Source organism: Mesorhizobium monacense (genome assembly GCF_056781675.1).
The window spans coordinates 4,013,058-4,030,102 of sequence record NZ_CM165567.1 but is presented as its reverse complement, the minus strand read 5'-3'; the positions used below and the strand labels follow the sequence as shown (position 1 = coordinate 4,030,102).

The following is a 17,045-nucleotide window of genomic DNA, read 5'->3' as shown; positions in this document are numbered from 1 at the left end:
TCAGCTTATGGACACGCGGTCGAGCAGCAGGCCGGCGGCGATCGGCGGCAGGCCGCTGACATTCTTGCGCACCGGCACAAGCAAATCGGGGAAGTAGCTGAAGATCACCGGCGTCTCTTCGAGCAGCAGTTTCTGGATGTCGGAGGCGGCCTTGCGCTGCGCGTCGAGGTCGAGCGCCTTGAGATAGCCGGCGACGAGCCCGTCATAGGCCGTGTTCTTGAAATGCGCCGCGTTCCACGGACCGTCGCTGACCAGCGGGCTCTTCAGGAAGACGTTCGGCACGCTGCGGTGCGCGTAGTCGGTGATGCCGAGCGGGCTGTCCAGCCAGTCCGACTGGCCGAACACCGCCTTGCCGTAATATTTGTCCTGGTCCTCGATGTTGAGCGATAGGCGCGCACCGATCTCCTTGGCGAAATTCTGGAACAGCTGCGCGTAGCCTGGAATGTCGGAATAGCGCAGTGTCGTCAGCGTGATGTCGAAGCCGCTGCCAAGGCCCGCGGCCTCCATGAGCTGCTTGGCCTTGGCGATGTCCTGCGTCCGCTGCGGGATCGATTTGTCGGTGGCCGGGAAAGCCGGCGCGAACGGGCTGTCATTGCCGGTCGCCGCCATGCCGCGGCACAGTCCGTCCACCAGCTTGGAACGGTCGATGCACAAGGCCAGCGCTTGGCGCACGCGTTTGTCGGTGAATGGCGCCATGTCGCAGCGCATATGCAGCTGGCGGTGGGCGGTCGAGGCGACGCGCAGCACGGTGATATCCGGGCTGTTCAGCACGACCTGGCTGACATCGAGCGGCACCGCGTCGAGCAAATCCACTTCGCCCGCCTGCAGCGCCAGGATCCGCGGCTGCACGTCGCCGTAGAATTTGAATTCGAGCCGGTCCGGCAGCGCCTTCTCGCCCCAGTAGTCGGGGTTGCGCACAAAGGTCGCGCCGACCTTCGGTGTGTAGGTCTCCAACCGGAACGGGCCGGTTCCTTCAAAAGTCTTTTCGTAATCGCCCTTATAGCTCGCCGGCAGGATGACGGCGTTGTAATTGTCGATCGACACCGAATAGGGAAAGCTGCCGTTCGGCGCGTCGAGATAGAAGGCGACGGTGTGGTCGTCGACCTTCTGCGTGCCGCCCTTCGACAGCAGCCCCTTGAACACCGAGAGCGCGTTGGACGAGCCGCTCGGATCGGCGAGCCTGTCGAAGGTCGCCACGACATCGTCGGCCTTGAAGTCCTCGCCATTGTGGAACTTGACACCCTTGCGCAGCGTGAAGGTCCAGACGCTGCCGTCCTCGTTCGGCGCCCAGCTCTCCGCCAGCACCGGCTTCAATGTGAGGTCCGGCTGGGTGATGCAGAGGAATTCGGCCGTCTGGAAAACCAGCTGATAGCTGCCGCTGTCGTAATAGGTGACGGGATCGATGGCGCCGCCGGGCGTGGCTATGCCGGCGCGCACGGTCCCGCCCGACTTGCCCTCTGCACGAGCCTGCGGCGCGCCAAGACCAACCGCCGAGGCGATGCCGCCGAGGAAGGGCAGCGACAGGCCAAGCACGCTGCCGTGGCGCAGGAATTCACGCCGGCCGATCCTGCCTGCAAGCAACTCGTCGATAGCGGAATTTTCGATTTCGGTGAGATTCCGGCGGGCGGTATCGATCATCCTGAAATGCTTTGGCATGGCGGCATTCCTTGCTTATCGTGGGGGCTCGGCCATCTAGTTCACTGTTGATCCCACCCGGAAAGCGATATTTTTTGATGGGGGTCATCGAAATCTTCGATGCAAGGTGGAGCCATGGACACAGAAAATCTGCGCAGTTTTCTCGAGGTTGCCGCGCATGGCAGCTTCACGGTCGCAGCGAGCCGGCTGAACCTCGCGCAGTCCACCGTCAGCGCCCGGATCAGGGGTCTTGAGGACCAATTGGGGCGCAAGCTGTTCGTGCGCGACCGCGATGGCATCACGCTGACGCCTGCTGGCCGGCAGTTCCTGCCGCACGCATCCTCCATCACCCGCACCTGGGAGCAATCGCGGCAGGACATCGCCGTTCCCGATGGCTACGAGACGCTGCTGCGGCTCACCGCGCCCGCCTATCTGTGGGACCGCATCACTTCGCCCTGGATCGCCTGGATGCGCGAAAGGCGCCCGAACGTGGCGCTGCGCCTCGAAGGCAGTTTCCCGGATCTGGCGATCGACCAGATGGCCGAAGGCCTGCTCGACATCTGCATCCTCTATCTGCCGCGGCCACATCCCGGCATCGTCTATGAGACGCTGGCGGTCGACCAGGTGGTGCTGGTCCAGCACACGGCGCAGACCGGTCCGTGGACGGAGAACTACATCCTGATGGATTGGGGGCTCGAATTCCGCGTCGAGCACGATCGCGCCTTTGCCGGCCTGGTCAAGCCAGCGATCTCGGCCGGGCTGGTCTTCATCGGGCTGCAGCACGTGCTGTCGCAGCAGGCGGCCGCCTATCTGCCGCTCAGCGCGGTGAGCGGCCATATCGAGCGCGGCGAGCTGAGGCGCATCGAGGGCGCGCCGGTGTTCCAGCGGCCGATCTATCTCGCCTATCCGTCGAATCCGGCCTCGTCGGACACGCTGAATGTCGCGCTGGAGGGATTGCGCAATCTTGCGCGGGACTGGACGACGGGCGAGGGCTTTGCCGAAGGCGACCGCGCCTTCAGCATGGCGGATTGAACAAGGCCGGATCGGCGGTCAGGCCGGCTCGCCCTGGACCGCTTTCTGCTTCTGCAGCCGTGCCAGTTCCGGGTAGGGAATATGGCAGCGGATCGAGTGGCCGGGCTGCGCCTCGATGAGCGGCGGCTCCTGCGTCTCGCAGATCGCGCCGATCTTGCGCGGGCAGCGCGTCTGGAACACGCAGCCCGGCGGCGGATGGGTGGCGCTCGGAATCTCACCGTCGAGGCGGATGCGTGAGGTCTCGGCCTGATCGAGCTTCGGCACCGCCGACAGCAGCGCCTCCGTATAGGGGTGGTGCGGGCCGGAAAACACCGCTTCGGATGGCCCCAACTCCATGATCCTGCCGAGATAGAGCACGGCGATCTGGTCGGAGAGATACCGCACCACGCCGAGATCGTGCGAGATGAAGATGTAGCTGACATCTTCCTTCGACTGCAGGTCGGCGAGCAGATTGAGGATCGCCGCCTGCACCGACACGTCGAGCGCCGAGGTCGGCTCGTCGCAGACGACGATGCGCGGCTCGCCGGCGAAGGCGCGCGCGATGGCAACACGCTGCTTCAGCCCGCCCGAGAGCTGGCGCGGCTTGACGGCGAGATGCCGATCGGTAAGCCGCACCGAACGGAGGAGTTCGTCAAGGCGGGCTTGGAGCGCGGCGCCGCGAAGCCCGGCCAGCCGCTTCAGCGCGCGGCTGATCAGATGGCGGATCGAGTGCGAGCGGTTGAGCGCCGAATCCGGATTCTGGAAGACGATCTGCATCGCCTTGATCTGGTCGTCGGTCCGGCTGTCCAGCCGCGGAGCCAGCGCCTTGCCCTCGAGCCTGATCGAGCCGCCTTCGTCCGGCGGCACCAGCCCGAGCAGCAGCCTGGCGAAGGTGGTCTTGCCGCTGCCGGATTCGCCGACCAGGCCGAGCGTTTCGCCGGGCCTCAGGCTGACGGAAACATCCTTCACGGCCCTCAGCGCATGGCCGTGGCTGGCATAGGTCTTGTTCAATCCCTCGACATGGAGGACCGGTTCCGATTTGACCTTCGGTGCAGCAGCCACATCGCTCGGCGTCGCGCGCGGCAGCGCTTGCGCCTGCTCGTGGTAGTGGCAGCGCGACAGCCGGCCCCCCAGATCGTAGAGCGGCGGCAATTCGCTGCGGCAGCGATCGGTGGCTAGAGCGCAGCGGTCGGCGAAGGCGCAGCCCCTGATCTCCGCGCCAATGCCGGGCAGGAAGCCGGGGATGGTGTCGAGGCGGCCCTGGTCCTTGCGCTGGCCGCCGCGCGGCAGGCAGCGCAGCAGCGCCACCGTATAGGGATGGCGCGGATCGTTGAACACGTCTTGCGTCGAGCCTTCCTCGACGAGCATGCCGGCATAAAGCACGCCGACCCGGTCGCACATTTTGGAGACGACCGCGAGATTATGGCTGATGAACAGGATCGAGGCCGACAGTTCCTGCCTGAGCAGCGCGATCAGGTCGAGCACTTCGGCTTCAACCGTCGCGTCGAGACCGGTCGTCGGCTCGTCGAGGATCAGCATGGTCGGATCGTTGGCCAAAGCCATGGCAATCGCTACGCGCTGCTGCATGCCGCCGGAAAGCTGGTGCGGATAGCGTTGCATGACGCTTGCCGGGTCGGAGATGCGCACGCGGTTCAGCATGGCGATCGCCCGCTCAGTGGCCGCGCCTCCGGTGACGCCGCCAAGCTCGAAGATCTCGGTCAGTTGGCGGCCGATGCGCAGCGACGGGTTCAGCGCCTTGCCGGGGTCCTGATAGACCATCGACACGCTTTCCGCACGCGCCCGCCGCAAGGCCTCGCCATCGAGCTTCATCACATCCTGGCCGTCGAGCAAGATCGCGCCGCCGGTGATCGACCCGTTGCGGGGCAGGTAGCGCACCACCGAAAGCGCAACGGTGGACTTGCCGCAGCCGGATTCGCCGACCAGCCCATAGGCCTCGCCCTGGCCGATGGCGAGGTTGAGGTTGCGCAGCACCGCCCGGTTGCGGCCGGCGACACGGTAGGCGACGGAGAGGTCGGAGAGTTCGAGCGCGTTGGCGGCTTTCTCAGTCATTGAACGCTCCGTGGACACCGTCCGCCGCGAGGTTGACGCCGATCACCAGCGAGGCGATGGCCAGAGCGTCGAACAGCACCGTCCACCAGAAGCCGCCGCCGATCATGCCGTAATTGCTGGAGATCGAGAGCCCCCAGTCGGGCGAGGGCGGCTGGATGCCGAAGCCCATGAAGGACAGCGTGGCGACAGCGAAGATCGCATAGCCGAGCCGCACCGTCGTCTCGACCAGGATCGGCGGGATGACATTGGGCAGGATCTCGACGAACATCGTATGGAAAGCGCTCTCGTGCCTGAGCTGCGCGGCCGCGACATAGTCGAGCTCGCGTTCGGCAAGCACCGCCGAGCGCACCGTACGCGCAATGATCGGCGCGAAGCTGAGGCCGATGACGACGATGACCGTTGTCTTGGAGGTGCCGAGCGCGACGATGGCGAGCAGCGCCACGATCACCACCGGGATCGCCATGAAGGCTTCGAGGATGCGGCTGATGATGTCGTCGACGATGCCGCGGAAATAACCGGTGAACAGGCCGAGCGCGGTGCCGGCCACGGTCGCCAGCAAGGTGGCCAAGGGCGCCACGGTGAGGATGTCGCGCGAGCCGACGATGACGCGCGAGAACACGTCGCGGCCGATCTGGTCGGTGCCGAACCAGTGCTCGGCCGAAGGCGGCGCCAGCGCGTTGATGATGTCGTCGGCTAGCGGGTCGTAAGGCACGAAATGCTCGCCGAACAGCGCGCAGGCGATCCAGAACAGCACGATGCAGAGGCCGGTGAGGAAGGTGCCCGACCGCAGCAGGGAGAAAAAGACCTCCGCCGTCGGACCGCGTCGCCCTGCATTGTCGAGCGCGGGACTGGTGGCGGGGCTGTCGGTGGCGCTCATTGGTCTGTCCCCAGCCGGATCCGTGGATTGAGCACGGAATAGAGGAAGTCGGCGGCCAAAGTGGCCACCGCATAGACGATGCCGATGGTCAGGATGCCGGCTTCGAGGATCGGAAAATCCTTGCCGCGCGCCGCGGTGAAGATCAGCGAGCCGATGCCCTGGTAGCGGAACAGCGTCTCGATGACGACAAGGCCGCCGATGAGATAGCCGGTTTGCGTTGCGATGACGGTGATGGTCGGCAGCAGCGCATTGCGCAGCACATGCCGCCAGATCACTGTTCGCCACGGCAGCCCCTTGAGCACGGCGGTGCGGGTGTAGTCGGAATCGAGCGCCTCGATCATGCCGGAACGCGCCATGCGCGCGATATAGCCGAACAGCACCAGGAACAGCGGCAGCGAAGGCAGGATCAGATAGTAGAGCTGGGTGAAGAAGCCGGCGTCGCGCGGCCATGCGGCGGAGATCGGCAGCCAGCGCAGCCAGACGCCGAAGATCAGGATGAGGATGATGCCGGTGACGAATTCGGGCAGCACCGTCACCGACAGGCCGCCGAGGCTGATGATGCGGTCCAGTGGCCGGTTCAGGTTGAGCGCGGCGATGACGCCGCCGAGAATGCCGATCGGCACCACCAGCACGAAGGCAACTGCCGCCAGCTTCATCGAATTACCGAGCGCATCGATGACGAAGGGCGCTACCGGCGAGCGGAAGATATAGGAGGTGCCCATGTCGCCCTGGAGGAAATTCCAGATCCAGCTCGCATATTGGGTGAGCAGCGGACGATCGACGCCCAGCGTGTGATTGAGCGTGTCGACGGCGCGCTGGTCGGCAAACGGCCCCAAAATGGCGCGACCGACATTGCCGGGCAGCACCTGGCCACCGAGAAACACCATGACGCTGAGCAGGAACAGCGTGACGAGCGACAGAGCCAGGCGCCGGACGAGGAAGGAGAGAATGGCATCGACTCCTATGAAAGGCCGGCCGCGCCGGGGACGTCGGACAAATTCAGTATGACAGGCGGCTCGAACGCCGTCACCGGCGGAACGACGCCAACAAATCGTGACACCTGGACCAGCGTCGAATTGCAGGTCGGCGACTGGGCAAGGCGCGACGTGCCCCGATCCGCCGTCAGCACATTCGGATTGCCGTGCTTTTCCAGGCTGGGCGATTGCCCGGGTTCGGCGGGGTCGAACCATGCGCCGGTCGGCAGCTGCACGACGCCGGGGATCACGCCATCGGTCAGGATTGCCCCGGCCAGGCACGATCCGCGATCATTGAAGACGACGACGATCTCTCTGTCGAGAATGCCGCGCGCGCTGGCGTCGGTTCGGTTGATCCACAGCGGAGCGCGGCCCGACACCTTGCCGGCGCGGCTGACCGAGCCGTGGTCGTATTGGCTGTGCAGCTTGTCGGCCGGTTGCGGCGACAACAGGTGCAGCGGGAACCGCTCTGCAACGCGGCTGCCAAGCCATTCCCGCGGCTCGCGCCACACCGCATGGCCGGGACAGTCTTCATAGCCGAAGCCATCGATCGTTGCGGAATAGAGCTCGATGCGCCCTGACGGCGTCGCCAGCCGGTGGCGCTCGGGGTCGGAGCGGAACGGCCCCAGGAACGTCTGCGAGGTGATCCGGCGGGTGAGTTCGGCGTGTCCGTCCTGCCAGAAACGCTCGAAAGGCGGCATGTCGATGCCGGCGGCGCTCGCATTCTCCCTGGCCTGACCGTAGAGCAGGCGGATCCACGCTTCGGCATCGCGCCCTTCGGTGAAGGCTTCGCGCACGCCGAGCCGCGTCGCCAGATCGGCAAAAATCCGATAGTCGTCGCGCGCCTCCTCCACCGGATCGATGGCCTGCTTCATGGCGACCATCAGGTTTTCGCGGTTCGAAAAGGCGAGATCGTTCCTTTCCAGCGGCGTGGTGACCGGCAGCACGATGTCGGCATGGCGCGCCGTGGCCGTCCAGAAAGGCTCGTGGACGATGATCGTCTCGGGTCGTTGCCAGGCCTCGACGAGGCGGTTCAGGTTCTGATGGTGGTGGAACGGATTGCCACCGGCCCAGTAGACGAGCCTGACATCGGGATAGGTCAGCTCGGCGCCGTTGAACGCGAACGATCCACCGGGATCGAGCAGCATGTCGGCCACACGCGCCACGGGTATGAAATCCGGCACGCCATTACGGCCTTGCGGCACGGACGGCCAGCGAAAGCCGAGCTCCGGCCGTCCGGCGCCGTTCGTCGATGAATAGCCGAAACCGAAGCCGCCGCCGGGCAACCCGATCTGGCCGAGCAGCGCGGCAAGCGTGATCGCCGCCCAGTAAGGCTGCTCGCCATGGTCGGCGCGCTGCAGCGACCAGCTGACCATCAGCATGGTGCGCCTGGCGGCCATCTCCCTGGCCAGGGCGACGATTCTATCCGTGGCCATGCCGCTCAGCGCCGCCGCCCATGCCGGATCCTTCGGCTGGCCATCGCTTTCGCCCATGACATAGGCCCGCACGATTTCGAAGCCGGTGCAGTAGCGTGCCAGGAAGGCTTCGTCGTGACGGCCCTCGCTGATCAGGACATGGCACAGCGCCAGCATGACCGCGGTATCGCTGTTCGGCCGAAGCGGCAGCCATTCGCTGTCGACACCGCGCGGCGCGTCGTCGCGCACGGGCGAGACATTGATGAGCCTGGCACCGTTGCCGACGGCCTTTTGCAGGGCCGCCGAGGCTTCGTGGCGCGCCGCGCCGCCGCCCTGGATCTGCGCGTTGCGCCAGGGCAGGCCGCCGAAGGCGACGATCAGCTCGCTGTGCCGCTCGATCCCGTCCCAGGTGGAATGATTGCCGGTCAGGCCGTCGGTCCCGCCGAGCACATGCGGCAGGATGATCTCGGCCGCGCCATAGGAGTAGCTGAGGACCGAGCTTGTATAGCCGCCGATCGTGTTGAGGAAGCGGTGGACCTGGCTTTGGGCATGGTGGAACCGCCCGGCGCTCGCCCATCCGTAGGAGCCGGCATAGATCGCGGCGTTGCCATGCGCGGTGCGGACCCGATCAAGCTCGGCCGCGACGATGTCGAGCGCCTTCTCCCAGGGCACTTCGACAAAAGCTTCGCCGCCCCGCCGGCCGCGCGCCGCCGATCTGTCCCCTTCGAGCCAGCCGCGCCTGATGGCGGGGCGGGAAACCCGCAGGTCTCCCTGTACCGTGCCGAGCATGGACCTGCCGATCGGCGACGGATCGGGGTCGCCGCTCCATGGTTCAACGCCGACAAGCCTGCCGTTCTCGGCAGTAACTTCGTATGTCCCCCAATGCATGGTGGTGAGCAGGATTTTGGACTCCATGGGACGCGTCAATGCTGGATCATCCCGCTGGCCAATGTCGGGCAAGGCGCCGCGTGCCCTGTCCCGATTGGTCGCCGGGTGCCAGCCCCTGGCTTGGGGCTGGCGGTCGCGGGATCGGCTCTTCCTCCCGCTCAGGTCTTCGCTGCCTTGTCGAGGAAGAGCTGCGACATCGCGGTCGGCTGCACACCGGTCACGCCTTTCGCCGTTGCCGTCAGATAGTCGTAGAAATAGCCGAAGATGACGGGCGTTTCCTCAAGCAACAGCTTCTGGATCTTGCCGGCCGAGGCCTTCTGCGCCTCGAGGTCGAGCGCCGCGATATAGCTGGTCGCCAGCGTGTCGTAGTCCTTGTTCTTGAAGTGCGCCGCGTTCCAGGTGCCGTCGCTCTTCAGCGGTGCCGCAAGATAGACGTTGGGCACGCCGCGGTGGCCGTAGTCGGTGATGCCCATCACTGAATCCAGCCAGTTCGATTTGCCGAACACCGCATCGCCATAATAGGCGCCCTGGTCGAGGATGTTGAGCTCGAGCTCAATGCCGATCTCCTTGACCCAGTTCTGAATAAGCTGGGCATATTCGGGGATTTCCAGGTAGCGCTCGGTGGTCAGCGTCACCTTGAAACCCTTGCCGGCGCCTGCCGCTTCCATCAGCTGCTTGGCCTGGGCGATGTCCTGCTCGCGTTGCGGTACGCTCGGGTCGGTCGAGGGATAGGCAGAGGCGAACGGGCTGTCGTTGCCCTCCAGGGCGCGGCCCTTCATCAGGCCGGCGGCCAGCTTCTTGCGGTCGAGGCTGAGCGCGATGGCGCGGCGCACGCGCGGATCCTTGAACGGATCGGAATCGCAGCGCAGGTGCAGCTGCTGGTGCGCCACCGATTTCAGGCTGATGATGTCGACATTCGGATCGTTAAGCAGGCCGACGCCGGCCAGCACCGGCATCTGGTTGATGATGTCGACCTGGCCGCCCTGCAGTGCCAGGATCTGCGGCTGCATGTCGGCGAAGAAGGTGAACTCGGTGCGCTCCGGCAGCGCCTTCGTCCCCCAATAATCCTCGTTGCGCACGAAGGAGGCGCCGACCTTGGGCGTGTACTTCTCGATCTTGAACGGACCGGTGCCGTCGAAGCTCTTTTCGTAGTCGCCCTTGTAGCTCGCCGGAATGATGACGGCGTTGTAATTGTCCGACGACACCATGTAGGGGAAGTTGCCGTTCGGCGCGTCGAGGTGGAATTCCACCGTGTAGTCGTCGACCTTCTTGGTCGCGCCCTTCTGCAATATGCCGCTGAACACCGACAACGCATTGGACGAATTGGCCGGGTCGGCGAGGCGGTCGATGCTGGCCACCACGTCGTCGGCCTTCATCTCGCCGCCGCTGTGGAACTTGACGCCCTTGCGCAACTTGAAGGTCCACACCGTGCCGGTGTCGTTCGGCTTCCAGCTTTCCGCCAGCGCCGGCTGCAGCACCAGGTCGGGACCGTCGATGCACAGGAACTCGGCGACCTGCTGCATCACCAGCAGGCCGCCGGCATCGGCAATGGTAACCGGATCGATCGCCGCGGCGGGCACGCTGCTCGCCACGCGGATGGTGGCGCCGGGCGCGCCCGCTGCGCGGGCGAGCGAGGGCATGGCACTGAAGCCGGCAGCCGCGCCGATGCCGCCGAGAAGCGGCAGCGACAGGCCGAGCAGGCTGCCGTGGCGAATGAAGTCGCGGCGGCTGACCCTGCCATCGACCAGCCCGTCGATGAGATGGTTTTCGAGCGGCGAACGCGAGCGCCGGATGAGATCGAGAAGGCGATAATTCTTGCTCATGGGATTTACCCTTTCCCCTGTTTTTTGTGGTTGGCGAATTCCGTGGATGTTCTCCATATCCCGGCCGCCAACGAGGTCTCTCGACCGGGATTCTAGCATGCGGTCTTGCCCGGTCCATCCAGACCTTGCGAGGCAAGGGCCGGATCTTCGAGGCATTGCTTCCACCCGTCGTCCCGCGTTACGCGATCCTCGTCGCGGTTGCGGGCTTCTCTTGTTGTATCCGTCTCCTGTCGGTTCGTGTGATCACTCCTAGTTCAACGGCAGGCGCCGATAGGTGCCGGGCTTCGCCGGATCGTGATACTTGTTGCACGGCCCGTTCTCGATGAAGTCGCGATGGCAGGTGGCGAGGTTCTCGCGCGACAGGGTGACGCCGAGGCCGTGGCCTTCGGGGACGCGCACGACGTTATTCTTCGGCGAAAACGGCCCTTCCTCGATCACGTCGATCGGCCACATGCGAAACAGCGACTGGTTGGGCTCCCTGATCCAGCCGAGGGCTGAGCACAGATGCAGATAGGCGGCGCTGCCGATGCCGCTGTCGCCGCTGTAGCACCAGAAATCGATGCCGGAATGCTCGCAGGCGCCAACGAAGCGCAGCATGCGGCCGATGCCGCCATGCGCGGTCGGATTGCCGACGAAGGCATCAGGCACCCTGATCTCCATCGCGCGGGCAATGTCGATATTGTGGGTCGAGAACGGGATCGAGCAATGGCGGCGCAATTCGCGCATCTCCTCGATGGTCGCCACCGGATCTTCCCAGTTGCGCACCCCGAGCTCTTCCAGCGGCCGCGCCAGCCGCCTGGCGGTCGCCAGCGAATAGGCCTGGTTCGAATCGATGCGGATCATCACATCGTCGCCGAGCTTCTTGCGGATCAGCTCGATCATCCTGAGCGAGATTTTGGGGTCATGGGTCGAGAACTTGCCTTCGAAGAAGGTCGTGCCGTGGGTTTCGTGCAGTTCGACGCAATAGTCGGCGACTTCCTCCGGCGTTTTCTCGCCCTTCACCTTGGGACCGTCGCCGCGCAACGAGAAATAGTCGGTGAACGGGATGTCCTTGCGCACGGCGCCACCGAGCAATTGATAGAGCGGCTGCTTCCACGCTTTGCCGCGCAGGTCCCAGAGCGCCATTTCGACGGCGCCGAAGGCCATGATGCGGCTGCGGTCGTTGATCGACTGCACACCGGTCCAGTAGGGCAGGCAGGCTTCTTCCGCGCCGGCGATATCGAAAGCGTCGCGGCCGGCGAGCCGCGGCGCCAGGATGTCGTTGATGATCGCCGCCGCGGCCGGCGTCGGCGCCTCGCCAAGGCCGACAAGCCCGTCCTCGGTCTCGACCTCGACGATCGTCGGCGAGAAGCCGTCGAGCTCGCCGAACACCCAGGCGTACGGGGCTTCGAGCCTGAGATTGATCGGCGTTGCCCTGATGCCCCGGATCTTCATCTCAGCCGATCTCGAAGAAGGGCTTGCCGAGCAGGTCAGGCACGACATCGATGCCGAGGCCCGGTCCGTCAGGAATGCCCATGCGGCTGCCGGTCACCGGTGGCATGTTGGAGGCCGTGCGCACCGTGACCCATTCGTGGAAGGCGATGGCATGCAACCGCCGTTCCTCTGGCGTCGACAGCGACAGATGCGCCATCGCGGCAGTGTCGATCTCGGCGCCCCCGGTATCCTCGACGGTGATCATGAAGCCGAGATCGACGGCGAGGTCGCGGATCTGGCGGGTCTTGGTCACGCCGCCGAGACGCGAGATCTTCAGCGTCAGCCCATCGGCGGCACCCTTGCGGTGGATGTCGAGCATGTCGTCCAGCGAGGCGACGGATTCGTCGAGCACCATCGGCTTGTCCAGCGAACGGCGCACCGACATGTTCTCATCGATCGTCGTGCAGGGCTGCTCGAACGTGTAGTCGATGGAGCGCGTCGCGTCGGCGAACTGGCGCGCCTGGTAGGGCGTCCAGCCAGCATTGGCGTCGCAGAAGATGACGGTGCCTTTCGGCACCGCGGCGGCGACAGCAGTCACGCGCTCGATGTCGTCGCGGACATTGCCGCCGACCTTGACCTGCAGCCGGTGGAATCCCTGGCCGACGATGCGCTTGGCAAGTGCGGCCATTTGATCGACCGTGCCGTGCGTGACCACCTTGTAAAGCTCCGCCGTCTCGCTCTCGCGGCCGCCGAGCAGCGTCACCAGCGGCACGTCGGCGGCGCGCGCGGCGAGATCCCAGCAGGCCATGTCCAGAGCCGACTTGATGTAGGGATGGCCCTTGAACACCGTGTCCATCAGTCGGCCGATGCCGGCTAGGCCGCGCGGGTCCTGGCCGATCAGATGCGGCGCGATTTCGACGACGCCGGCACGGGTGCCGGCCGGGAAGGCGGGCGAATAGAAATTGCCGAGCGGAGCCATTTCGCCCCAGCCGGTCACCCCGCTGTCGGAGGTGATGGCGACGATCACCGCGTCGAACGCGTCAGCGACGCGCCCCTTCGACATGCGGTAGGGCCCGTCCACGAAGGGCTGCACGACATGATAGGCTTTTATGGTTTTGATCTTCACGTTGTTGTCCAATGTTCGGGATTGGTCAGGCACCCTTCGACGCACGCTTTTCGAGGCCGCGCGCGTAGGCAAGGAGCTCCTCGAAATCGAGGTCGATATGTTCACGGGCATGGCGCTGGGCGGCACGCATGTCCTTGCCCTTCAGCAGCTGCACATAGGTCTCGTGGACGTCCTCTGATGGCACCGGCTCGTTGCGGGCTCGCTGGTGGAGGGCGAAATACATCTGCAGCCGGCTGGTCAGCCGCTGCCAGGTTTCCAGCAGCACCGAATTGTCGGCCCATTCGTAGATCAGGCCGTGCAACTGCAGCGCCGTTTCGATCTGGCGGGTTGTGTCGAGATCGCGGGTCGCCTGCTTCACTGCTTCGTGGCGCCGGTCGAGCTCGTCGAAGAAGCGCTGGTCGCGCAGCTTCCAGGCGCGCTCGATGGCGAGTTCGTCCATCACCTTGTTGAACGAATAGGCGTCGTCGATGTCCTTGGCGGTCACATTGATCACGAATGTGCCGGCATAGGGGATGCTGGTCAGGATGCCCTCCTGCACCAGCTCGCGCATCGCCTCGCGCAGCGGCGCGCGGCTCACCCGCATCTGCTCGGAAATCCTGAGTTCGTTGAGCTTTTGTCCCGGTTCCAGCTGGCCGGTCAGGATCGCCCGCCTGAGCAGCGCCACGATCTCGGCCCTGCGGGTCGTATCCGCGATCGGACTGAAGTCCAGCTTGGCCATGCGCTCACTCCGGGGAGAACCGGATGCAAGACAAGCAGATTGTCGACAATCTAGCAATAGCGAGTTTCTCAGCTGCCCGCTTTTTTGATCGGCGGTGCGTCAGGCTGCTCTGCCATAGAAACCAATCCGCTCCTCCTCGCTGAACATCACGCCTGGCTTCTCGTAGTAGGAAAACACCGCGATCATCCGTTCGCGCTCGCCCTCGACGGTGGTGACGCGGTGCGCCGTGTTCTTGCCGCGAAAGACGTTCAGCGTGCCGGCCTTCATGCGCAGGATCTTTGCTTCGGGGTCGCGCCCTTCGAGCAGCCTGGCAACGCCGTCATAGTTCGGATCGCCGTCGGACCGGAGATCGGTGCGGTATTCGAGGTCGCCGCCGCGCTCGGCGGCCTGCAGCAGAAGCGTGGTGGTGAACTCCGAGCGGTCGAAATGCCAGTTGAGCGCCTCGCCGGCGCGGTAGGCCATGACATTGGTGCGGGCGAGGGGGTCCAGCATGACATGCAATCGAGGCTTGCCCATCGCCGCCGCCAGGAAGCGCAGCAACGGTTCGTATTCATAGATGGCGAGCACGGTGCTGCCGGGGATCTGGTCGGCACAGACCGTGTGGCTGATGGTCTCGACCTTGCGCAGCGCCGGATGGTCGGGGGCAAGTTCGGGAATCGATGGCTTGAAGTAGATGTTGTGCATCCGCTTGTGAACATGCGAGCGCGCGTCCATCACCGGCTGGATTTCCCGCACCGCTTTTTCGGCGACGCCGGGGCGCAGAAAACCCTCGAGATTGAACATGCCGTCGGCCTCAAGTGCGGCGACGGACTGAGCCAGAAGAAGCTTCCATTCGGCGCTGCCTTCGCGGTCGAGCGGGTAGCGGTCGAGGTCGAGAATGTCTTTCATCGTCATAGGCTCCGAGGTTTCGGAAACAGAAGACGGCAAAAAAATCTTTCTCTCAACGTGGAAAATTATTAGGGTTTCGAAAGAAAAGCTTATTGAGGATAAGCATGGACAGGCTACCGCCACTGAACGCGATCAAGGCGTTCGAAGTCGCCGCGCGGGCCGGCAGTTTTACGCTGGCCGCCACCGAGCTCGGCGTCTCCTCGGCCGCGGTCAGCCAGCAGATACGCAATCTCGAGAGCTGGTTCGGCAAGCAGCTGTTCGTGCGCAGCGGCAACCGTATCGCGCTGACCGATGCCGGCCATGCCATCTACCCGCAGGCGTCGCGCGCCCTGGGCGACATCGCCGCGATCGGCCGGCGCATGCTGGAAGGCGGCTTGAAGACGCGTCTTGTCGTCAGCGTGCCGTTTTCGCTGGCCGAACTGTGGCTGGCGCCGAAACTGGCCGTGCTTCTGGAAAGCTTTCCGCAAATGGCGATCGACGTTCGGGCCGAGGATGATCCTGTCGACATTGCGCGCCAGAGCATCGACCTGCGCATCAGCTACGGCGACTATCACTATCCCGGCTTGAAGCTCGTCCGCCTGATCCACGACGATGTGCTGCCCGTCTGCGCGCCGGACGTCTGGCGCCGCCACGGCAATGGCGGGTCCGGCCTCGAGGGCGTGCACGACAGCATGTTCATCCACACCAACTGGGGGCCGAACTATGCCACGCATCCGAGCTGGGCAGACTGGTTCGCGGCTGCAGGACAAAACCGTTCGCCGGATCCCTCGCAAGGACGGCGCGTCGGCCTGTCCAGCCTGGCGATCGCCTCGGCCCGGCTCGGCCTCGGCATCGCGCTCGGACAGCGGGTGTTGGCCCGCGCCGATCTGGAAGCCGGCCGTCTGATCGCGCTGTCACCGGTCTCGGTGCGGCTTGGCCATCCCTATTGCGCTTTCATGCTTCCGGCGAAGGCCGAGCGTGCCGACGTCGCCGGCCTTGTCGAACTGCTCAGCAAAACGGCGCCCTCGGCTTGAGGCCGAGAGCGCCGTTGGACCGGGCCTGACGGGGGTTGTCAGGTGGCCGGTTTCTGGGGCAGCGGCGACACCGGCATTCCGGGTCCGATCTTCTGCAGGTTGCCTGTGATCACCTGGTCGCCTTCGGCAATGCCGCTCGAGATGGCGATGAGATCGCCATTGACCGGCCCGAGCGAAACCATGCGCTGGTCGACCGTGTTGCCCTTGCCGAGGACATAGAGGTATTTGCCGAGCTGGCTTGAGCCCAACGCCACCTGCGGCACCATCAGCGCGTCGGGCTGCTCCTTGATGTGCAGCCGCACCCGAACATATTGGCCGGGCAGCAGCGCGAACTTCGCATTGCCGATCGTCGCGCGTGCCGTGATGGTGCCGGTCGAGTGGTCGACCGTGTTGTCGATGAAGGTGAGCTGACCTTTCTGGCTCGATTCCGTCTTGCCGGGAAGCAGGATATCGACATAGATCGGGCCTGCCGCCTTGGCCTGCTCGATCTGCACCAGATCCGTCTCGCTCGGATTGAAGGTGACGTAGATCGGATCGAGCTGCACCAGCGTGTTGAGCACCGTGCCGGCGACGCTGACCAGCGTGCCGACTGATGCCTGGTTGCGGCCGATGCGGCCGGGGAACGGCGCCTTGATCTCGGCATAGCTCAAATTGAGCTCCGCCGTCCGCACCGCGGCCTGGCTGACCGCCAGCGAGGCTTCGGCTTCGCGCAACGTGCTGGTGCGCTGGTCGAAACTGTCCTTGGCGAGATAGCCGCTCTTGGCGAGTTCGGTGCCGCGGCCGAGATTGGAGCGCGCATAGTCGAGCGTTGCCGTGTCGCGCTGCACCTGCGCCTTCGCCTGGTCGAGAGCCGCCTGGAAATCCTCCGGAGCTATTCTGTAGAGCAGGTCGCCCTGCTTGACGTCGCTGCCGTCGGCGGCAGCCTGTTCCTGCAGATAGCCCGGCACGCGCGCCTGCAGCGTGATGCTGCGGATCGGTTCGGTGCGCGCGGCATAGTCGAGATAGATCGGGATGGTCTTGCGGACCACGCCGACCACCGGCACCGGCATGACGAACGCGGCCGGAGCCGGAGCCGCCCCGGCGGTGCCGGCATTGACGCCGAGATTGCCCATGTCGAGCAGATGCACGCTCGCCACCGAGATCGCGCCCAGCGCGACAGCGGTTCCCAAAGCTACTTTCCATTTACGCATGATT

Annotated in this window: 13 protein-coding genes; 2 read left to right on the top strand and 11 right to left on the bottom strand. The window is 65.0% G+C overall.

Annotated features, from left to right (window positions below):
- Entirely contained in the window at positions 1-1,656 is a 1,656-nt protein-coding gene (locus AC1RUK_RS19695; protein ID WP_481834273.1) for an ABC transporter substrate-binding protein, read from the bottom strand.
- 114 nt (positions 1,657-1,770) lie between these two features.
- Between AC1RUK_RS19695 and AC1RUK_RS19690 the strand changes: the two genes are divergently transcribed.
- Positions 1,771-2,667, top strand: coding sequence for a LysR family transcriptional regulator (locus AC1RUK_RS19690; RefSeq protein ID WP_481834274.1), 897 nt, complete (start codon positions 1,771-1,773; stop codon positions 2,665-2,667).
- Positions 2,668-2,685: 18 nt separating this feature from the next.
- Here the strand turns inward: AC1RUK_RS19690 and AC1RUK_RS19685 are convergent, their stop codons facing one another.
- From AC1RUK_RS19685 to AC1RUK_RS19645, 9 genes are all read right to left on the bottom strand, one after another.
- On the bottom strand, positions 2,686-4,716 hold the full coding sequence (locus tag AC1RUK_RS19685; RefSeq protein WP_481834275.1) for a dipeptide ABC transporter ATP-binding protein: 2,031 nt from the start codon (positions 4,714-4,716) through the stop codon (positions 2,686-2,688).
- Positions 4,709-5,593: an ABC transporter permease gene (locus AC1RUK_RS19680; RefSeq protein ID WP_436171452.1), complete on the bottom strand. Its 885-nt coding sequence runs from the start codon at positions 5,591-5,593 to the stop codon at positions 4,709-4,711. The genes AC1RUK_RS19685 and AC1RUK_RS19680 overlap by 8 nt, the downstream gene beginning before the upstream one ends.
- The gene (locus AC1RUK_RS19675; RefSeq protein ID WP_006200691.1) at positions 5,590-6,480 is read right to left on the bottom strand and encodes an ABC transporter permease; all 891 of its coding nucleotides are present in this window, start codon (positions 6,478-6,480) and stop codon (positions 5,590-5,592) included. The genes AC1RUK_RS19680 and AC1RUK_RS19675 overlap by 4 nt, the downstream gene beginning before the upstream one ends.
- A 74-nt stretch (positions 6,481-6,554) precedes the next feature.
- Complete coding sequence (locus AC1RUK_RS19670) at positions 6,555-8,897, bottom strand: molybdopterin guanine dinucleotide-containing S/N-oxide reductase (protein WP_481834276.1); 2,343 nt, start codon at positions 8,895-8,897, stop codon at positions 6,555-6,557.
- Between the two features lie 131 nt (positions 8,898-9,028).
- On the bottom strand, positions 9,029-10,693 hold the full coding sequence (locus AC1RUK_RS19665) for an ABC transporter substrate-binding protein (RefSeq protein ID WP_481834277.1): 1,665 nt from the start codon (positions 10,691-10,693) through the stop codon (positions 9,029-9,031).
- A 249-nt stretch (positions 10,694-10,942) separates the two neighbouring features.
- Positions 10,943-12,127, bottom strand: coding sequence for a mandelate racemase/muconate lactonizing enzyme family protein (locus tag AC1RUK_RS19660; protein ID WP_481834278.1), 1,185 nt, complete (start codon positions 12,125-12,127; stop codon positions 10,943-10,945).
- 1 nt (position 12,128) lies between these two features.
- Positions 12,129-13,232, bottom strand: a complete 1,104-nt coding sequence (locus AC1RUK_RS19655; protein ID WP_481834279.1) for a mandelate racemase/muconate lactonizing enzyme family protein — start codon at positions 13,230-13,232, stop codon at positions 12,129-12,131.
- A 25-nt stretch (positions 13,233-13,257) separates the two neighbouring features.
- Positions 13,258-13,950 (bottom strand): GntR family transcriptional regulator, encoded by a 693-nt coding sequence (locus AC1RUK_RS19650; protein ID WP_006200686.1) that lies wholly within the window; start codon positions 13,948-13,950, stop codon positions 13,258-13,260.
- 99 nt (positions 13,951-14,049) lie between these two features.
- On the bottom strand, positions 14,050-14,838 hold the full coding sequence (locus AC1RUK_RS19645; RefSeq protein ID WP_481834280.1) for a HalD/BesD family halogenase: 789 nt from the start codon (positions 14,836-14,838) through the stop codon (positions 14,050-14,052).
- A 104-nt stretch (positions 14,839-14,942) separates the two neighbouring features.
- On the opposite strand from AC1RUK_RS19645, the gene AC1RUK_RS19640 reads away from it, so the two are divergent.
- Positions 14,943-15,851: a LysR substrate-binding domain-containing protein gene (locus tag AC1RUK_RS19640; RefSeq protein ID WP_481834281.1), complete on the top strand. Its 909-nt coding sequence runs from the start codon at positions 14,943-14,945 to the stop codon at positions 15,849-15,851.
- A 38-nt stretch (positions 15,852-15,889) separates the two neighbouring features.
- Here the strand turns inward: AC1RUK_RS19640 and AC1RUK_RS19635 are convergent, their stop codons facing one another.
- Positions 15,890-17,041 (bottom strand): efflux RND transporter periplasmic adaptor subunit, encoded by a 1,152-nt coding sequence (locus AC1RUK_RS19635; RefSeq protein WP_481834282.1) that lies wholly within the window; start codon positions 17,039-17,041, stop codon positions 15,890-15,892.
- Positions 17,042-17,045 lie beyond the last annotated feature (4 nt).